This is a genomic window from Mycobacterium sp. E2479, from assembly GCF_001667925.1.
GTDB lineage: Bacteria > Actinomycetota > Actinomycetes > Mycobacteriales > Mycobacteriaceae > Mycobacterium.
Map to the genome: position 1 here is coordinate 39,387 of NZ_LZJR01000111.1, position 17,171 is coordinate 56,557.

Below are 17,171 nucleotides of genomic sequence, written 5' to 3' on the forward strand. Positions count from 1 at the left end.
CCGTGGCTGTCCATAACCTGAAAGACCTGCTCGCCGAAGGGGTTTGTGGCCGCGGCGTGCTGGTGCGCTCCGATCTGAACGTTCCGCTCGAAGACGGCAAGATCACGGATGCGGGCCGCATCACCGCCTCGGTGCCGACGTTGCGGGCGTTGGTCGACGCGGGTGCCAAGGTGGTGGTCACCGCACACCTCGGGCGGCCCAAGGGCGGAGCCGACCCGAAGCTGTCACTGGCGCCGGTCGCCGCGGCGCTCGGTGAGCAGCTCGGCAGGCACGTGCAACTGGCAGGCGACGTCGTGGGCACCGACGCCCTGGCGCGCGCCGAGGGGTTGACCGACGGGGACGTCCTGCTGCTGGAGAACGTCCGCTTCGACGGCAGGGAAACCAGCAAGGACGATGGCGAGCGGCTGGCGCTGGCCAGGCAGCTGGCCGAATTGGTCGGGCCGACGGGCGCTTTCGTTTCCGACGGGTTCGGCGTGGTGCACCGCAAGCAGGCCTCGGTGTACGACATCGCCACCTTGCTGCCGCACTACGCGGGCACGCTGGTGGCCCAGGAGATTCAGGTGCTCGAGCAGTTGACCAGCTCGACGGAGCGGCCCTACGCGGTGGTGCTCGGCGGGTCGAAGGTCTCCGACAAGCTCGGGGTCATCGAGTCGCTGGCGACAAAGGCCGACAGCATCGTCATCGGCGGCGGCATGTGCTTCACCTTCCTTGCCGCCCAGGGCTTCTCGGTGGGCAAGTCGCTGCTGGAAGAAGAGATGGTGGAGACCTGCCGGAACCTTCTCGACACCTACGTCGATGTGCTGCGCCTGCCGAGGGACATTGTGGTGGCCGAGAAGTTCGCCGCTGACTCACCGCCGCAAACCGTGTCGGCCGACGCCATCCCGGACGACATGATCGGCCTGGACATCGGGCCGGACTCGGTCAAACGGTTCACGGCGCTGTTGTGCAACGCCAGGACCTTGTTCTGGAACGGCCCGATGGGTGTGTTCGAGTTCCCCGCCTTCGCCGCGGGTACGAAGGGCGTCGCCGAGGCCATCGCGGAGGCGACCGGCAAGGGCGCTTTCAGCGTGGTGGGCGGCGGGGACTCCGCGGCCGCGGTGCGCGCGCTGGGCATCCCCGAGGGGGACTTCTCGCACATCTCCACCGGTGGCGGAGCGTCGCTGGAATACCTTGAGGGCAAGACGCTTCCGGGTATCGAGGTGTTGAGTCGACCCCAGCCAGACCACAACTAGGGAGGCCCGAAGTCGTGAGCCGCAAACCGCTGATCGCCGGCAACTGGAAGATGAACCTGAACCACTTCGAGGCCATCGCGCTGGTGCAAAAGATCGCATTCGCGTTGCCGGACAAGTACTACGACAAGGTGGACGTCACTGTCCTGCCGCCGTTCACGGATCTACGCAGCGTGCAGACCCTGGTCGACGGTGACAAGCTGCGGTTGACCTACGGCGGGCAGGACCTGTCGCAGCACGACTCGGGCGCCTACACCGGCGACGTCAGCGGCGCCTTCCTGGCCAAGCTGGGTTGTACCTTCGTCGTCGTCGGGCACTCCGAGCGGCGGACCTACCATCAGGAGGACGACGCGGTGGTGGCCGCCAAGACCGCCGCCGCGCTCAGACACGAATTGACCCCGATCGTCTGCATCGGCGAGCACCTTGATGTCCGCGAGGCGGGAAATCACGTCGGACACTGCGAGGAGCAGCTGCGCGGCTCGCTGGCCGGGCTGTCCGCCGAACAGATCGGCAAGGTCGTCATCGCCTATGAACCGGTGTGGGCCATCGGCACCGGGCGGGTGGCCAGCGCAGCAGACGCCCAGGAGGTGTGCGCGGCGATCCGCACGGAACTTTGCGCACTGGCGTCACCGCAGATCGCGGAGGGCGTGCGGGTGCTCTACGGCGGATCGGTGAACGCGAAGAACATCGGCGAGCTGATCGCCCGCGACGACATCGACGGCGGTTTGGTCGGGGGCGCGTCCCTGGATGGCGAGCAGTTCGCCACGCTGGCGGCGATCGCCGCCGGTGGGCCGCTGCCGTGAAAACGATTCCGTCCCGGTAGGCTGGCCGGCATGCAGTTGGCTTTGCAGATCACCCTGGTCGTCACCAGCATCCTGGTGGTGCTGTTGGTGCTGCTGCACCGCGCCAAGGGTGGCGGCCTGTCCACGCTGTTCGGTGGCGGCGTGCAGTCCAGCCTGTCCGGTTCCACGGTGGTGGAAAAGAACCTGGACCGGCTGACGTATTTCATCACCGCCATCTGGCTGGTGTGCATCGTCGGCATGGAGCTGCTGATCAAATACCGCTGACGGCTGATCTGTCGACGGGCGGACGCCGACATCCGCATCGATACTGGGTCCCATGGTTGAGGCTTCCGATAGCACGCTGGAACCGATCGGCGCCGTACAGCGCACCTCGGTGGGTCGCGAGGCGACGGAGCCGATGCGGGCCGACATCCGGCTGTTGGGCGCCATCTTGGGTGACACGGTGCGTGAGCAGAACGGGCACGAGGTCTTCGCGCTCGTTGAGCGTGCCCGAGTGGAGTCGTTTCGGGTGCGGCGTTCCGAGATCGATCGGGCCGAACTGGCGCGGATGTTTGACGGCATCGACATCCACCAGGCCATCCCGATCATCCGGGCGTTCAGTCACTTCGCCTTGCTCGCCAACGTCGCCGAAGACATTCACCGGGAGCGCCGCCGGGCGATCCATGTCGCCGCCGGCGAAGCGCCGCAGGACAGCAGCCTGGCTGCGACCTACGCCAAACTCGATCGGGCGCAGCTGGATTCGGCCACCGTCGCCAACGCGCTGAAGGGCGCGGTGGTGGCCCCGGTGATCACCGCGCACCCCACCGAGACCCGCCGGCGCACCGTCTTCGTCACCCAGCACCGGATCACCGAACTGATGCGGTTGCGGGCGGAGGGGCACCAGGAGACCGACGAGGGCCGCAACATCGAACTCGAGCTGCGCCGCCAGGTCCTGACGCTGTGGCAGACCGCACTGATCCGCTTGTCCCGGCTGCAGATCACCGACGAGATCGAGGTTGGGCTGCGCTATTACGCCGCCGCGTTCTTCAGGGTGATTCCACAGGTCAACGCCGGGGTGCGCGACGCGCTGCGGACGCGCTGGCCCGACGCCGACCTGCTCAACCAGCCGATCCTGCAGCCCGGGTCCTGGATCGGCGGTGACCGCGACGGCAATCCGAACGTGACACCCGACGTGGTGCGCCAGGCCACCGGCAACGCCGCGTTCACCGCGCTCGCGCACTACCTGGCCGAACTGACCGCCCTGGAACAGGAACTGTCGATGTCGGCGCGCCTGGTCGCGGTCACCCCCGAACTGACCGAGCTGGCCGAGGGATGTGGGGAGAAGGCCCGCGCCGACGAGCCGTACCGGCGCGCGGTGCGCGTGATCCGAGCCCGGCTCTCCGCGACGGGTGCGCAGATCCTGGACCGGCGACCTCAGCACGAGCTGGACCTGGGGTTGACGCCGTATGTCGCGCCGACCGAATTGCAGGCCGACCTGGACACCATCGACGCGTCGCTGCGCGGGCACGGTAGCGCACTGCTGGCCGACGATCGCCTGGCGCTGCTGCGAGAAGGCGTGCGGGTCTTCGGGTTTCATCTGTGCGGCCTGGACATGCGGCAAAACTCCGACGTGCACGAGGAAGTGGTCGCCGAGCTGCTGGCCTGGGCAGGGGTGCACCCCGATTACGGTTCGCTGACCGAAGACGAGCGGGTCGAGCTGTTGTCCGCCGAGCTGGGCACCCGCCGTCCGTTGGTCGGCGACCGCGCGGACCTGTCCGAGCTGGCCCGCAACGAGCTGGACGTGGTCCGCGCGGCCGCCCACGCGATCAAGCGCTACGGGCCGTCCGCCGTGCCTAACTACGTGATCTCCATGTGCCGATCGGTCTCCGACGTTTTAGAGGCCGCGATCCTGCTCAAGGAGGCGGGCCTGATCGACGCGTCGGGGGACGCGCCGTACTGTCCGGTGGGTATCTCGCCGCTGTTCGAGACGATCGACGATCTGCGCAACGGCGCGACGATCCTGCACGCGATGCTCGAGCTTCCGATCTATCGCGCGCTGGTGGCCGCGCGCGACGACAGCCAGGAAGTGATGCTGGGCTATTCCGACTCCAATAAGGACGGCGGATACCTGGCCTCGAGCTGGGCGGTGTACCGAGCCGAGCTGGCCCTGGTTGAGGTGGCGCGCAAGACCGGAATCCGACTGCGGCTCTTCCACGGTCGCGGCGGCACCGTGGGACGAGGTGGCGGGCCGAGCTACGAAGCCATCCTGGCGCAACCGCCCGGGGCGGTGAACGGTTCGCTGCGGCTCACCGAACAGGGCGAGGTGATTGCCGCGAAATACGCTGAACCGCAAGCGGCGCAACGCAATCTGGAAAGCCTGCTGGCCGCCACGCTGGAGTCCACGCTGCTGGACGTGGAAGGATTGGGCGATGCCGCGGAACCGGCGTACGCGGTGCTCGACGACGTTGCCGAGCTGGCGCAGCGCTCCTACGCCGAATTAGTACACGAGACACCGGGTTTCGTTGACTACTTCATGGCCTCCACGCCGGTCAGCGAGATCGGGTCGCTGAACATCGGCAGCCGGCCCACCTCGCGCAAGCCCACCGAATCTATTTCGGACCTGCGCGCCATCCCGTGGGTGCTGGCGTGGAGCCAGTCGCGGGTCATGCTGCCCGGCTGGTACGGCACTGGGTCGGCGTTCGAGCAGTGGATCGCGGCCGGCCCGGAAAGCGAAAGCGAGCGGGTGGACACACTGCACGACTTGTACCAGCGCTGGCCGTTTTTCCGTAGCGTGCTGTCGAATCTGGCACAGGTGCTGGCCAAGAGCGACCTCGGCCTGGCGGCGCGCTACGCCGAATTGGTCGCCGACGAGGAATTGCGGCACCGCGTCTTCGACAAGATCGTGGACGAGCACCGGCGAACCATCGCCATGCACAAGCTCATCACCGGCCAGGACAACCTGCTTGCCGACAACCCGGCGCTGGCGCGTTCGGTGTTCAACCGCTTCCCATACCTCGAGCCGCTCAATCACCTGCAGGTGGAACTGCTTCGCCGCTACCGTTCCGGCGATGACGACGAGTTGGTGCAGCGCGGCATTCTGCTGACGATGAACGGGCTGGCCAGCGCGCTGCGCAACAGCGGCTGACTATCCGCGAATCGCTATTGACGTGGCGGTTCAGCTCAGCCCTTCACCAGCTCGCCGACGTGCGCGGTGACCGAATCGGTGAGGCCCTGCAGGTCATAACCACCCTCGAGCACCGTCACCAATCTGCCCCCGCACAGCTTTTCGGCCGATTTCATCAATTCCCTTGTCACCCAGCCGAAGTCGGTGTCCGTCATCCGCAGTGAACCGAGCGGGTCACGCTCGTGGGCGTCGAAACCGGCGGACACGATGATCAGCTCGGGCGAAAACGCATGCAGCGCGGGCACGATCCGATCCTGAAACGCCGCGCGCAATGCGGGGCCGTCATCACCGGGCGCCAGAGGCGAATTGAAGATGTTGCCGACACCGGTTTCCCGCACCGCACCGGTCCCCGGGAACAGCGGCATCTGATGAGTCGACGCGTAGAGCACACTGGGGTCGGAGTAGAAGATCTGCTGGGTGCCGTTGCCGTGGTGGACGTCGAAATCGACGATCGCGACCCGTGCCAGCCCGTGCTTGCGCTGTGCATGACGCGCGCCGATGCTGATGTTGTTGAACAGGCAGAAGCCCATGGCGCGCTCGGTCTCGGCGTGATGGCCCGGCGGGCGACACGCGACGAACGCGTTCTGCGTTTCACCGGCCAGCACCCTGTCCACCGCCTGCAGCGTGGCGCCCACACCACGCAGCGCCGTCTCCCAGGTCGAGGGCTCCATCATGGTGTCGCCGCCGTCGAGATAGACGTACCCGTGCTCGGGTCGAGCCGCTTCCAATGCGTCCACATAGCGGTTGGAGTGCACATAGCGCGTCGCCGCAAGGCCGGCTGGCTCGGCCTCCTCGCGCACCAGGGCGTCGAAACGCGGCCGGCTCAGCGCCGCCTCCACCGCGCGATAGCGGTCCGGCCGCTCCGGATGGCCGGGAGCGGTCCGATGCGCGGCGAAGGCGGAATGGTGCACCAGCAGCGTGGCCATCGAAAGTCCCGCCAACCGCCTACTGCACGGTCCGGTTGCGCAGTCTGTCCACGAAGCCGCGCACCGCGTGCTCGGTGACCGCGAGGGGGGAAATCATGGTCTCGCCCACCCGCACCATGTCGTCGACCCGCGCAACGATGGCTTCCACCGGTTCCACCAGCACGATCAGCCGCTTGGCCAGGTCATCAAGGCTGGTCATGGTGCCATCCAGGTGATCCAGTCCGGCCTCCAGGCGCTCGACTGTGGCGTTCAGTGCTGAAAGGGAACTGCTGAGCTCCTTCATCGTGGTGCTCAAACCGTCGAGGACGTCTTCGACCTGCTCCACCGTCTTGTCGGCGTTCAACGCGGCCTGGGTGAGCGTTTTGATCCGGCTTCGCTCTTGCCCCCCGCGCACGGTTCTGTCTGCCATGTCCGTCATTATGACCCGGCCGGGGCGCGCGGGAGCCCGAAGGCGTGCACCACGTGGAAAGCGCGGCCAATCGCGGGACCGCTTCGGCGGCCGGAGGGTGCGGTCAGCTGCGCCGCGAAGACCGCGACGGCAGCTTGGTCGCGGCGTCCTCGTCGAGCAACCACAGCGTGGTCTCCTGCCCGACCGCCCCGGCCGCCGGCACCGAGACGGGTGCGGCGCCGCCGACGGCGGCGGCCACCGCGTCGGCCTTGCCACCGCCGGAGACCATCAGCCACACTTCGCGGGAACGGGCAATGGCGGGCAGTGTCAAGGTGATTCGCTGCGGCGGCGGCTTGGGGGAGTCGTCGACCGACACCACCATGCGGCTTGTCTCGAGCACGGCCGGGGTGTCGGGGAACAGCGAGTTGATGTGACCCTCGGGGCCCATCCCCAGCAGGTGCACGTCGAAATTCGGAACCGGTTCGCCGGGCGGGGCATTGGCGGCCAGCAGCTGCTCGTAGGCCAGCGCCGCCGCGGCGAGATCATTGCCGAATTCCCCATCGCTGGCCGGCATCGGATGCACCTGGCTGGACGGGATGTCGACGTGGGACAGCAACGCCGCCCGTGCCTGTTTGTCGTTGCGCTCGTCGTCGTCCTCGGGGACGTAGCGTTCGTCGCCCCAGAACAGATGCACCGATGCCCAGTCAATCTCTCGCCCCACCAACGACTTCAGTAACCCGATGCCGTTGCCGCCGCCGGTCAGCACTATGAGCGCTCGGCCCCGCGCCACCACGGCGTTCGCGATGGTATCGGTCAGTCGCGCGGCGGCGGCGTCGACCATGGTCTGGCTATCCGGGAAAATCTCAATGCTGGTACTCATACGTACTGCACTTTCTCAATGCCTTCGAGCGCTGTTTGGTATATCTCGTCGGGATCCAGTCGACGCAGGTCTTCGGCGAGGCACTCTCCGGTTTCCCTGCGCGCCAAGGGGAGTAGCGCGTCCGGTCGGGCCGTTCGACTCAACGTGGCCGTTCTTCCCTCCTGCGGCCGGCTCAAGACGATGGTCTCGCTCTTGCGCACCAGTTCGATCTTCAGCTCGCCGACCTCCCGGCGCACCGGGCCGTCGATGCGGCTGGCCAGCCACCCCGCGAGGACGTCCAGGGCCGGCTCCGTTCCCAGACCCGACACCACCGCCGACTCGATCGGCTCGTGCGGCGCCAGGTCCACGGCCGAGGTGAGCAGCGCGCGCCAATAGGTGATGCGCGCCCAGGCGAGGTCGGTGTCACCCGCGGTGTATCCGGGCAGCCTGCTCTTGATCGCCGCCAACGGGTCAACCCCGTTAGTCGCGTCGGTGATACGTCGAATAGCCAACCGGCCCAACGGATCTTGTGCTGGGACCGCGGGCGCGACATCGGGCCACCAGACCACCACCGGGATGTCAGGCAGCAGGAAGGGGGTGACCACGCTGGCGGCGTGGCTGGACAGCGGCCCGGACAGCCGCAGCACCACGACTTCGCTGGCACCGGTGTCACCGCCGCCGCGCAGCTGCGCATCCAGGCGCGGTTTGTCCGCATACGGATTGCCCCTCATCGTCACGATGATCCGGCTGGGGTGCTCATGGCTGGCGTCGTTCGCGGCTTCCAGCGACTCTTCCACGATCTCTTCGCTGTCCGGCGCGATGATCAGGGTCAGCACCCGGCCCATCGCGACGGCACCGACCCTTTCACGCAGTTCGTCGAGTTTCTTGTTGACCGCCGTGGTGGTGGTGTCCGGCATATCGATGATCATCAGGGTCGCCGCCATTCCCGGTCGGTGCGGCGCAGCATCTCGAAGGCGGAGTCCGGACCCCACGTGCCCGACTCGTACGGTTCCGGTTTACCGTCGGCGGCCCAATTGTTGAGGACGGGATCGAGTATTTCCCAAGCCAATTCGACCTCTTCGTTGACCGGAAACAGGGACGGCTCGCCCAGCAGCACGTCAAGGATCAGCTGTTCGTAAGCTTCCGGTGACTCCTCGGCGAACGCCGAGCCGTAGGAGAAGTCCATGTTGACGTCGCGGACTTCCATCGCGGTGCCCGGCACCTTGGACCCGAATCGCAGCGTGACGCCTTCGTCGGGCTGCACCCGGATCACCATGGCGTTGGTGCCGAGTTCGTCGGTCATGGTCGCATCGAACGGCAGATGCGGCGCCCGCTTGAAAATCAGCGCGATTTCGGTCACCCTGCGGCCCAGGCGTTTTCCGGTGCGCAAGTAAAACGGAACGCCGGCCCAGCGGCGGGTGTCCACCTCGAGCGTGATGGCGGCGAACGTTTCGGTGGTCGAGTCCTTGGCGAACCCCTCCTCCTCCAGCAGCCCGACGACCTTCTCGCCGCCCTGCCAACCGGCGGCGTACTGGCCGCGGCTGGTGGTCTCGTCGAGGGGCTCGGCGAGGTGGGTGGCCGAGAGCACCTTGATCTTCTCGGCTTGCAGCGCCGCCGGGCTGAAGCTGACCGGCTCCTCCATCGCGGTGAGCGCCAGCAGCTGCATCAAATGGTTCTGGATCACGTCGCGCGCGGCGCCGATGCCGTCGTAGTAGCCGGCCCGGCCGCCCAGGCCGATGTCCTCGGCCATGGTGATCTGCACGTGGTCGACGTAGTGCGAGTTCCAGATCGGGTCGAACAGCTGATTGGCGAACCGCAGAGCGAGGATGTTGCGGACGGTCTCCTTGCCCAGGTAGTGGTCGATCCGGAACACCGACTCCTCGGGAAAGACCGCGTTGACAGCCTTGTTCAGCGCCTGCGCGCTTTCCAGGTCGTGACCGAACGGCTTCTCGATGACCACCCGGCTCCACCGCTTGCCCTGCGGGCGCGCCAATCCCGACTTGTGCAGCTGGTCGCACACCACCGGGAAGGACTTGGGCGGGATGGCCAGATAGAAGGCGTGGTTGCCGCCGGTGCCGCGCTCGGCGTCCAGCTTGTCCAGAGTCTCGGCCAGCCGCCCGAACGCCTCATCATCGTCGAAAGCGCCCGGTACGAAGCGGAATCCTTCGGCCAACCGATCCCAGTTCTCCTGCCGGAAAGGCGTGCGGCAGTGTTCCTTGACCGCCTCGTGCACGACCTTGCCGAAATCCTGGGTGCTCCAATCCCGGCGGGCGAAGCCCACTAGCGAGAAGCTGGGCGGGAGCAGACCGCGATTGGCCAGGTCGTAGATCGCCGGCATGACTTTTTTGCGGGCCAAGTCGCCGGTGACACCGAAGATCACCATCCCGCATGGTCCCGCGATTCGCGGTAGCCGCTTATCGCGCTTGTCCCGTAAGGGGTTATGCCATTGTTGCGCGGTGCGGGCTGGGCTCATTTGGAGGTGGAACCCAGCTGCTTCTGCGTTTCCTCCAGCAGCTCGTTCCAGGAATCCACGAACTTCTCCACGCCTTCGTTCTCCAGCACCTTGAAAACGTCGGTGAGATCGATGCCGACCCCCGAAAGCTTGTCGAACACTTCCTGCGCGGCGCCGGCGGTGCCGGTGACCGTGTCACCTTTGATCTCGCCGTGGTCGGCGACCGCGTCAATCGTCTTCTCCGGCATGGTATTCACCGTATTCGGCGCCACCAGCTCGGTGACGTAGAGGGTGTCGGAGTAGTCGGGATTCTTGACGCCTGTCGACGCCCACAGCGGACGCTGAACCCGGGCTCCGTCGGCCTTGAGCGCCTCGAAGCGATCTCCGCCCTCGAAGACCTCCTGGTAGGCAGCGTAAGCCAGCCGGGCGTTGGCCACACCGGCTTTGCCCGCCAGCGCCTTTGCATCGTCCGAGCCGATCTTCTCCAACCGCTTGTCCACCTCGGTGTCCACCCTCGACACGAAGAACGAAGCGACGGAATGGATCTTGGACAGGTCGTGGCCGGCCTCGCGAGCCTTCTCCAGGCCGGCCAGGTAGGCGTCCATCACCTGACGGTGCCGTTCGACGGAGAAGATGAGCGTGACGTTGACCGAAATCCCTTCGGCCAGAACGGTGGTGATGGCCGGGATGCCCGCCTTGGTGGCGGGGATCTTGATGAACAGGTTCGGGCGGTCGACGATCTTCCACAGCTCGACGGCCTGCGCGACGGTCTTCTCGGTGTCGGCCGCCAAGCGTGGATCCACCTCGATGGACACCCGGCCGTCCACACCGTCGGATGCCTCCCACTCACGCTTCAAAACATCGCAGGCGTTGCGGACGTCGTCGGTGGTGACCGTGCGGATCGTGGCGTCGACGTCGGCGCCACGCTCGGCGAGCTCCGCGATCTGGTCGTTGTAGGAATCGCCCTCCGCGAACGCTTTCTGGAAGATCGACGGGTTGGTGGTCACGCCAACGACGCTCTTGGTGTCGATCAGCTCTTGCAGGTTGCCTGATTCCAGCCGTTGCCGCGACAGGTCGTCAAGCCAGACGGATACACCGGCGGCGGACAGCGCCGCCAGATTCGGGTTCTGAGCGGTCATGTGAATTACCCTTTCCTCAGTTATCCACTACTTCTTCCGCGGCGGCCGCAACGGCTTCGGCGGTGAAGCCGAATTCACGGAATAAGGTTTTGTAGTCGGCGGATTCGCCGTAGTGCTCGATCGAGACGATCTTGCCGGTGTCGCCGACGAGCTTGTGCCAGCTCTGCGCGACGCCGGCCTCGACGGCCACCCGAGCCGACACGGTCGGCGGCAGCACGCTGTCGCGGTAGTCGTCGGGCTGTGACTCGAACCATTCGACGCACGGCATGGAAACCACTCGCGCCACGATGTCCTTGTCCGCCAACAACTTCTGCGCCTCGACCGCCAGCTGGACCTCCGAGCCGGTGGCGATCAGCACCACGTCGGGGTCTTGGCCGGCTTCTTCGCCGTCCGCTCCCAGGATGTAGCCGCCCCGGGCGACACCGTCGGCGCTGGTGCCCTCCAGGGTCGGCACATTCTGGCGGGTCAGGATCAGTCCGACCGGTCCGCTGCCATTGCCGCGGGCCAGTACGGTGCGCCAGGCGTAGGCCGTCTCGTTCGCGTCGGCGGGCCGCACCACCGACAGATTCGGGATGGCCCGCAGCGCCGCAAGGTGCTCGATCGGCTGATGGGTCGGACCGTCCTCACCCAGGCCGATGGAGTCGTGGGTCCACACGTAGATCGTGTCGATGTCCATCAACGATGCCAGCCGCACCGCGGGCCGCATGTAGTCGGAGAACTGCAGGAACGTGCCACCGTACGCCCGGGTCGGGCCGTGCAGCACGATGCCGGACAGGATGGCACCCATCGCGTGTTCGCGAACACCGAAGTGCAGCGTGCGACCGTACCAGTGTGCCGTGTAATCCTTGGTCGAAATGGACGGCGGCCCAAAGGAATCGGCGCCCTTGATGGTGGTGTTGTTGCTGCCCGCGAGGTCCGCCGAACCGCCCCACAGCTCCGGCAGTTTCGGTCCGATCGCGTTGAGCACCTCGTTGGAGGCCTTGCGGGTGGCGAGCGGGTCGGAACCGGGCTCCCAATGCGGCAGGTCGGCGTCCCAGCCGTCGGGCAGCTCCTCGGCCGTCAACCTTTCCAGCAGTGCCTTGCGTTCGGGTTGCGCCTGCGCCCAGGCGTCGAAGTCCGCCTGCCATTTCTCGTGCGCTTCCTTGCCCCGGTCCACCAGCTTGCGGGTGTGGGCGATCACCTCGTCGCGTACTTCGAACGTCTTGTCCGGGTCGAAGCCGAGGATCTTCTTGACGGCGGCCACTTCCTCGTCGCCCAGGGCCGCGCCGTGCGCCTTACCGGTGTTCATCAGCTTGGGCGCGGGATAGCCGATGATGGTGCGCAGCGAGATGAACGACGGCCGGTCGGTGGCCGCCTTGGCGTTGGCGATGGCCTCCTCGATCGCGACGACGTTCTCGCCGCCCTCGATCTCCTGCACGTGCCAGCCATAGGCCCGGTACCGCGCGGCGGTGTCCTCACACAGCGCGATGTTCGTGTCGTCCTCGATCGAAATCTGGTTGTGGTCGTAGAAGACGATGAGGTTGCCCAGCTGCTGGACGGCCGCCAGCGACGAGGCCTCCGAGGCGACGCCCTCTTCGATGTCGCCATCGGAGGCGATGACGTAGATGAAATGGTCGAACGGGCTGGTGCCCGGGGCGGCGTCGGGATCGAACAGCCCTCGTTCGAAGCGGGCCGCCATCGCCATGCCCACCGCCGAGGCCAGTCCCTGCCCGAGCGGGCCGGTGGTGATCTCAACGCCCTTGGTGTGCCGGAACTCCGGGTGCCCGGGGGTCTTTGATCCCCAGGTGCGCAACGACTCGATGTCGGACAGCTCCAGGCCGAAACCACCCAGGTACAGCTGCAGGTACAGCGTCAGGCTGCTGTGCCCGCAGGACAGGACGAACCGGTCGCGGCCCAGCCAGTAGGTGTCGCTGGGGTCGTGGCGCATCGTCCGCTGAAACAAGGTGTACGCCAGGGGCGCCAGGCTCATCGCCGTACCAGGATGGCCATTGCCGACCTTTTGCACCGCATCGGCGGCCAGCACCCGAATCGTGTCGACGGCGGCCGCGTCGAGCTCGGACCAGTCGTCGGGAAGGTGCGGTTGGGTCAGCGTGGAGATCTCTTCGAGTGTCGTCACAGACTCTGTCCTTGGGTCATCGAGCTGATCAATTCCACCCTAGTGCGGGAGGGCCGGCTCTTGCAGCGCAGGATTTCGGGTACCCACGGCCGGCAGATGTGAAAATTACGCGCCCGTCGCAACGGTCTAACATTCAGTTCGGAAATCCAGAGAAATCAGCCGTGTTGGACCCGCGGGCGGGCCATTGCCATAACGCGGTCTACCATCGTGTGTAGTAGATGCTGCGCGCCGCTGCGACCCCAAGGAGTTATTGCGTGAGCGTTCGCGGGCGCGTCGCGCCGAGCCGATTGCCAAGCCGAATGCAAGGCACGGTGCTGGCTTACCTGGCGCTGACCAAGCCGCGGGTCATCGAATTGCTGCTCGTCACCGCGATCCCGGCGATGTTGCTGGCCCAGCGTGGAACGGTGAACCCGCTGCTGATCGTCAACACGCTGATCGGTGGGATGCTGGCAGCCGGGGGCGCCAACACGCTGAACTGTGTGGCCGATGCGGACATCGACAAGGTGATGAAGCGTACGGCCCGTCGGCCGCTGGCCCGCGCCGCGGTGCCAACGCGTAACGCCCTGGTGCTCGGCCTGGTGCTGACGGTGGCGTCGTTCTTCTGGTTGTGGTGGACGACGAATCTGCTGTCCGGACTGCTGGCCATGGCGACGATCGCGTTCTATGTGTTCGTCTACACCCTGCTGCTCAAGCGGCGCACCTCGCAGAACGTGGTGTGGGGCGGCGCGGCCGGCTGCATGCCGGTGATGATCGGCTGGTCCGCCGTTACCGGCACCATCGGTTGGCCCGCGCTGGTGATGTTCGCCATCATTTTCTTCTGGACGCCGCCGCACACCTGGGCGCTGGCGATGCGTTACAAGGACGACTACAAAGCGGCGGGTGTGCCGATGCTGCCGGCCGTGGCGACCGAGCGTCAGGTGACCAAGCAAATCCTGATCTACACCTGGCTGACGGTGCTGGCCACGCTGGCGCTGGCGCTGGCGACGGGATGGCTGTACGCGGCGGTCGCCGTGGTGGCCGGGGTGTGGTTCTTGGCGATGGCCCACCAGCTGTACGCCGGCGTCCGCGCCGGCGAGCCGGTCAAGCCGTTGCGATTGTTCCTGCAGTCGAACAACTACCTGGCCGTGGTGTTCTGCGCGCTGGCCGTGGATTCCGCCATCGGCCTGCCGCACTTGTTCTGACTTTCGACCACTTCGGCCCACCCACTCCGCCGGGTGACACCCCTGCCTTTCAGCGACAACGGTTCCCGTGGGGACGTTGTCGCGCAGAGGCGGGCACAAATGACGGCATCCGCGGCGGCGGCGGGTGGGACTCCTGTGACTAGGCCGGTTCAGGGCAGCAGAACGATCGAGCCCGCCGTCTTGCGGCCCTGCAGGTCCCGGTGGGCTCGGGCGGCCTCGGCAAGCGGGTAGCGCCCGCGCACCTCGACGGTGATGTCGCCGCCGGCGATCGCGGTGAACAGTTCCTCTGCGCGCCAGCTGAATTCTTGTGCGGTGCGGACGAAGTGCGCCAGCGACGGCCGGGTCAGATACACGGACCCGGCCGCGTTGAGACGCTGCGGGTCGAACGGCGGAACGGGTCCGCTGGCCGCACCGAAGAGTGCCATGGTGCCCCGGATGGCCAGGCTGGCCAGGCTGGCGTCAAAGGTGGTCGCGCCCACGCCGTCGTATACCGCGGCCACCCCGGCGCCGTCGGTCAACGAGCGGATCCGCTCGCCGAACGCCGCGGGATCGTCAGGGTAGGGGAGCACCTCGTCGGCGCCGGCCTGGCGGGACAGGCGCTCCTTGTCCGGAGTCGAGACCGTGGTGATCACCCGCACACCGAGCAGGTGAGCCCACTGCGTCAAGATCAGGCCCACGCCGCCCGCGCCGGCGTGCACCAGCACCGTGTCGCCCGCCTGCACCGGGTACACCGACTTCAACAGATAATGGGCGGTCAACCCCTTCAGCAGCGCCGAGGCCGCCACGTCGGCGGTCACGCCGTCGGGCACCCCAGCGGTCAAATGCGCTGGGGCGGTAGCGTATTCCGCATACCCGCCGGACGCCGCGGCGCTGACCACGCGATCGCCGACGTCGAGCCCGTCGACGCCGTCGCCCAGTGTTTCGACGGTGCCGGCCAATTCCGAGCCGAGGATGAACGGCACCTCCCGCGGGTACTGCCCGGAGCGGAAATAGGTGTCGATGTAGTTGACGCCGATGGCCTCGGCCTTGATCAGGACCTCACCCGGTCCGGGCGTCGGTGTGGGCGCATCGACGTAGCGCAGCACCTCGGGGCCGCCGGTCTCGCTCACTTCGATTGCGTGCATGTGCTTATCATGCCCGGGCATGAAACTCGCCCGCCCGGACGTCTTCCATCCCCGCATCGTGCTGGCGGGGCCGGGCGGCGATGCGGACAGGACGGGCGATGACGCCGGCCTGGTGGGCGAGCTACGCCGGCGTGGTCTGCACGCGCGCTGGCTGCCCTGGGACGACCCGGAAACCGCCAGCGCAGATCTGGTGATATTGCGAGCTGTGGGCACCCGGGATCGGCGCGCCGAATTCCTTGCCTGGACACGCCGCCTACCCCACCTGCTCAACCCGCCCAGCGTGGTGGCGTGGAACCTCGATGAGCGGTATTTGCACGACCTCGAGGCGGACGGGGTGCCGACGACCGGGCCCGACGCAACGCCCGAAACGGCACTGATCTTCCTGGGGGGCGAGCAGTCGCACGCCTGGCCGGTCGAGCCGGAGTTCGAATCGTGGGATCTCGGCCACGCCGCGCTCGCCGCGGCCGCCGGGCGCGCCGGCATCGCAGCGGGGGAGCTGCTCTACGCGCGCGCCGACGTGGCCGGTGACCGCCTCGTCGCGCTCGACGTGGTCGCGCCGTCGTTGGGCTGGCGCCGGCTGGACACCGCGGCCCGCGAACTCGCCCAGCTCCGGTTTGCCCTGGCGTTGGAGTCAGCTTGCGAGCGGCTCGGTCTCGGCCCGCTCTCGCATCGAAGCCCATAGCGCCGCGGTGGCCGCCGTGCACGCCGCGGCCCCGGCCACATGCAGGGCGACCAGCACGGCGGGCACTCCGGTGTAGTACTGCGCGGTGCCGACCGCGGCTTGAGCGAGCACCAGTGCCAGCAGCACCGCGAGCCGCAGCAGCACCGGTCGGGCGGCACGCACCGCCAGCAGCCCGAAGCCAAGCCCCACCAGTAGCGACAGGTAGGCGATCAGCAGCGACGAGTGCAGGTGCACCAGGGTGTCGACCTCGACTTTCAGCCGGGGCACGGTCCGGGTGGGGCTTCGATCACCCGCGTGCGGCCCGGCGGCCGTCACGAGCGTGCCGGTGACCAGCACCGCGGCCAGGTTCAGGCCGGACAGTGCGGTCAGCGCGCGCAGCGGCCTGGCCACTCGCCGACGAACCGCTCCGGCGTCGGCTTCACCGACTTTCACGTACAGCAGCACCGCCAGCCACACCATCGTCATCGACGTCAGCAGGTGAACGGCCACCGTCCACCACAGCAGCCCGGTGCGGACGGTGATGCCGCCGATCACCGCCTGCACGACGGTCGACACCGGCATCAGCCAGGCATAGACCAGCACCTCGCGCCGCCGCCGCGCCCGGGTGACGGCCAGCACGGCCAGGGCAGCGGTGATCACCACGGTGAAGGTGACCATGCGATTGCCGAATTCGACGGCCTGATGGATGCGCGGCACCTCGGCGTGGGCCACCGGAACGAAACTGCCCGGAAAGCACTGCGGCCAGGTGGGGCAGCCCAGACCCGAGGCCGTGACGCGGACGATCGCGCCGGTGATGGCGATGCCGCCCTGGGTGAGGATGACGGCCCCGGCGATCAGGCGCTGCACGCCCGGGCTGGGGTTGGGCAGCAGATCCACCAAGCGCAACAGCGTCCGTCCAACCACGGCCCGATCCTAAGACACCGAAAACTACGGCCTGTAGTACGGCCGGTCGCGCCGAGACATAACCATGCATGTCCGCGTCGGCGCGTCGTGTGCGTGGTTTATGTGTCGAGCCGGCCGGCGGCCCGCCCGAAGGAGTACGGAGGCCGACGTCAGGTGAAGCGGAACCAGCGCAGCGCGCTCAGCGCGCCCACCGCGCCCCATGCCAC

15 protein-coding genes are annotated in these 17,171 nt (G+C 67.3%); 6 read left to right on the forward strand and 9 right to left on the reverse strand.

Features of this window, described 5'->3' with window-relative positions:
- Positions 1–2 precede the first annotated feature (2 nt).
- The 4 genes from pgk to ppc are packed head-to-tail and all read left to right on the forward strand — an operon-like array spanning position 3 to position 5,156.
- Positions 3–1,232 carry a phosphoglycerate kinase gene (pgk, locus tag A5686_RS17205; RefSeq protein WP_067936670.1) on the forward strand — a complete coding sequence of 410 codons (1,230 nt, stop codon included), beginning with the start codon at positions 3–5 and terminating at the stop codon, positions 1,230–1,232.
- Positions 1,233–1,246: 14 nt separating this feature from the next.
- Positions 1,247–2,032, forward strand: coding sequence for a triose-phosphate isomerase (tpiA, locus tag A5686_RS17210; protein ID WP_067936673.1), 786 nt, complete (start codon positions 1,247–1,249; stop codon positions 2,030–2,032).
- A gap of 30 nt (positions 2,033–2,062) precedes the next feature.
- Positions 2,063–2,296 (forward strand): preprotein translocase subunit SecG, encoded by a 234-nt coding sequence (gene secG / locus A5686_RS17215; RefSeq protein WP_065054303.1) that lies wholly within the window; start codon positions 2,063–2,065, stop codon positions 2,294–2,296.
- Between the two features lie 52 nt (positions 2,297–2,348).
- Positions 2,349–5,156, forward strand: coding sequence for a phosphoenolpyruvate carboxylase (gene ppc / locus A5686_RS17220; protein WP_067936677.1), 2,808 nt, complete (start codon positions 2,349–2,351; stop codon positions 5,154–5,156).
- A 35-nt stretch (positions 5,157–5,191) separates the two neighbouring features.
- On the opposite strand, the gene A5686_RS17225 is transcribed toward ppc, so the two are convergent.
- From A5686_RS17225 to tkt, 7 genes are all read right to left on the reverse strand, one after another.
- Positions 5,192–6,121: a histone deacetylase family protein gene (locus A5686_RS17225; protein ID WP_067936680.1), complete on the reverse strand. Its 930-nt coding sequence runs from the start codon at positions 6,119–6,121 to the stop codon at positions 5,192–5,194.
- A 19-nt stretch (positions 6,122–6,140) separates the two neighbouring features.
- Complete coding sequence (locus A5686_RS17230; protein WP_067936682.1) at positions 6,141–6,539, reverse strand: ATPase; 399 nt, start codon at positions 6,537–6,539, stop codon at positions 6,141–6,143.
- 94 nt (positions 6,540–6,633) lie between these two features.
- The gene (gene pgl / locus A5686_RS17235) at positions 6,634–7,389 is read right to left on the reverse strand and encodes a 6-phosphogluconolactonase (protein ID WP_067936685.1); all 756 of its coding nucleotides are present in this window, start codon (positions 7,387–7,389) and stop codon (positions 6,634–6,636) included.
- Positions 7,386–8,297, reverse strand: a complete 912-nt coding sequence (gene opcA, locus A5686_RS17240) for a glucose-6-phosphate dehydrogenase assembly protein OpcA (protein WP_067936719.1) — start codon at positions 8,295–8,297, stop codon at positions 7,386–7,388. The genes pgl and opcA overlap by 4 nt, the downstream gene beginning before the upstream one ends.
- Positions 8,297–9,841 carry a glucose-6-phosphate dehydrogenase gene (zwf, locus tag A5686_RS17245; protein ID WP_067936688.1) on the reverse strand — a complete coding sequence of 515 codons (1,545 nt, stop codon included), beginning with the start codon at positions 9,839–9,841 and terminating at the stop codon, positions 8,297–8,299. Before zwf ends, opcA begins: the two co-directional genes overlap by 1 nt.
- Entirely contained in the window at positions 9,838–10,959 is a 1,122-nt protein-coding gene (gene tal, locus A5686_RS17250) for a transaldolase (protein WP_067936691.1), read from the reverse strand. The genes zwf and tal overlap by 4 nt, the downstream gene beginning before the upstream one ends.
- A 16-nt stretch (positions 10,960–10,975) precedes the next feature.
- Positions 10,976–13,075 carry a transketolase gene (tkt, locus tag A5686_RS17255; RefSeq protein ID WP_067936693.1) on the reverse strand — a complete coding sequence of 700 codons (2,100 nt, stop codon included), beginning with the start codon at positions 13,073–13,075 and terminating at the stop codon, positions 10,976–10,978.
- Positions 13,076–13,329: 254 nt separating this feature from the next.
- Between tkt and A5686_RS17260 the strand changes: the two genes are divergently transcribed.
- Positions 13,330–14,256: a heme o synthase gene (locus A5686_RS17260; protein WP_067936696.1), complete on the forward strand. Its 927-nt coding sequence runs from the start codon at positions 13,330–13,332 to the stop codon at positions 14,254–14,256.
- A 149-nt stretch (positions 14,257–14,405) separates the two neighbouring features.
- Here A5686_RS17260 and A5686_RS17265 read toward each other — a convergent pair whose 3' ends face one another.
- Positions 14,406–15,380, reverse strand: a complete 975-nt coding sequence (locus tag A5686_RS17265; protein WP_067936699.1) for a quinone oxidoreductase — start codon at positions 15,378–15,380, stop codon at positions 14,406–14,408.
- 19 nt (positions 15,381–15,399) lie between these two features.
- Here A5686_RS17265 and A5686_RS17270 point away from each other — a divergent pair, with 19 nt between their 5' ends.
- Positions 15,400–16,062, forward strand: a complete 663-nt coding sequence (locus A5686_RS17270) for a hypothetical protein (RefSeq protein WP_067936702.1) — start codon at positions 15,400–15,402, stop codon at positions 16,060–16,062.
- Here A5686_RS17270 and A5686_RS17275 read toward each other — a convergent pair.
- Positions 16,012–16,941 carry a heme A synthase gene (locus A5686_RS17275; protein WP_369829717.1) on the reverse strand — a complete coding sequence of 310 codons (930 nt, stop codon included), beginning with the start codon at positions 16,939–16,941 and terminating at the stop codon, positions 16,012–16,014. The genes A5686_RS17270 and A5686_RS17275 overlap by 51 nt on opposite strands.
- Positions 16,942–17,171 lie beyond the last annotated feature (230 nt).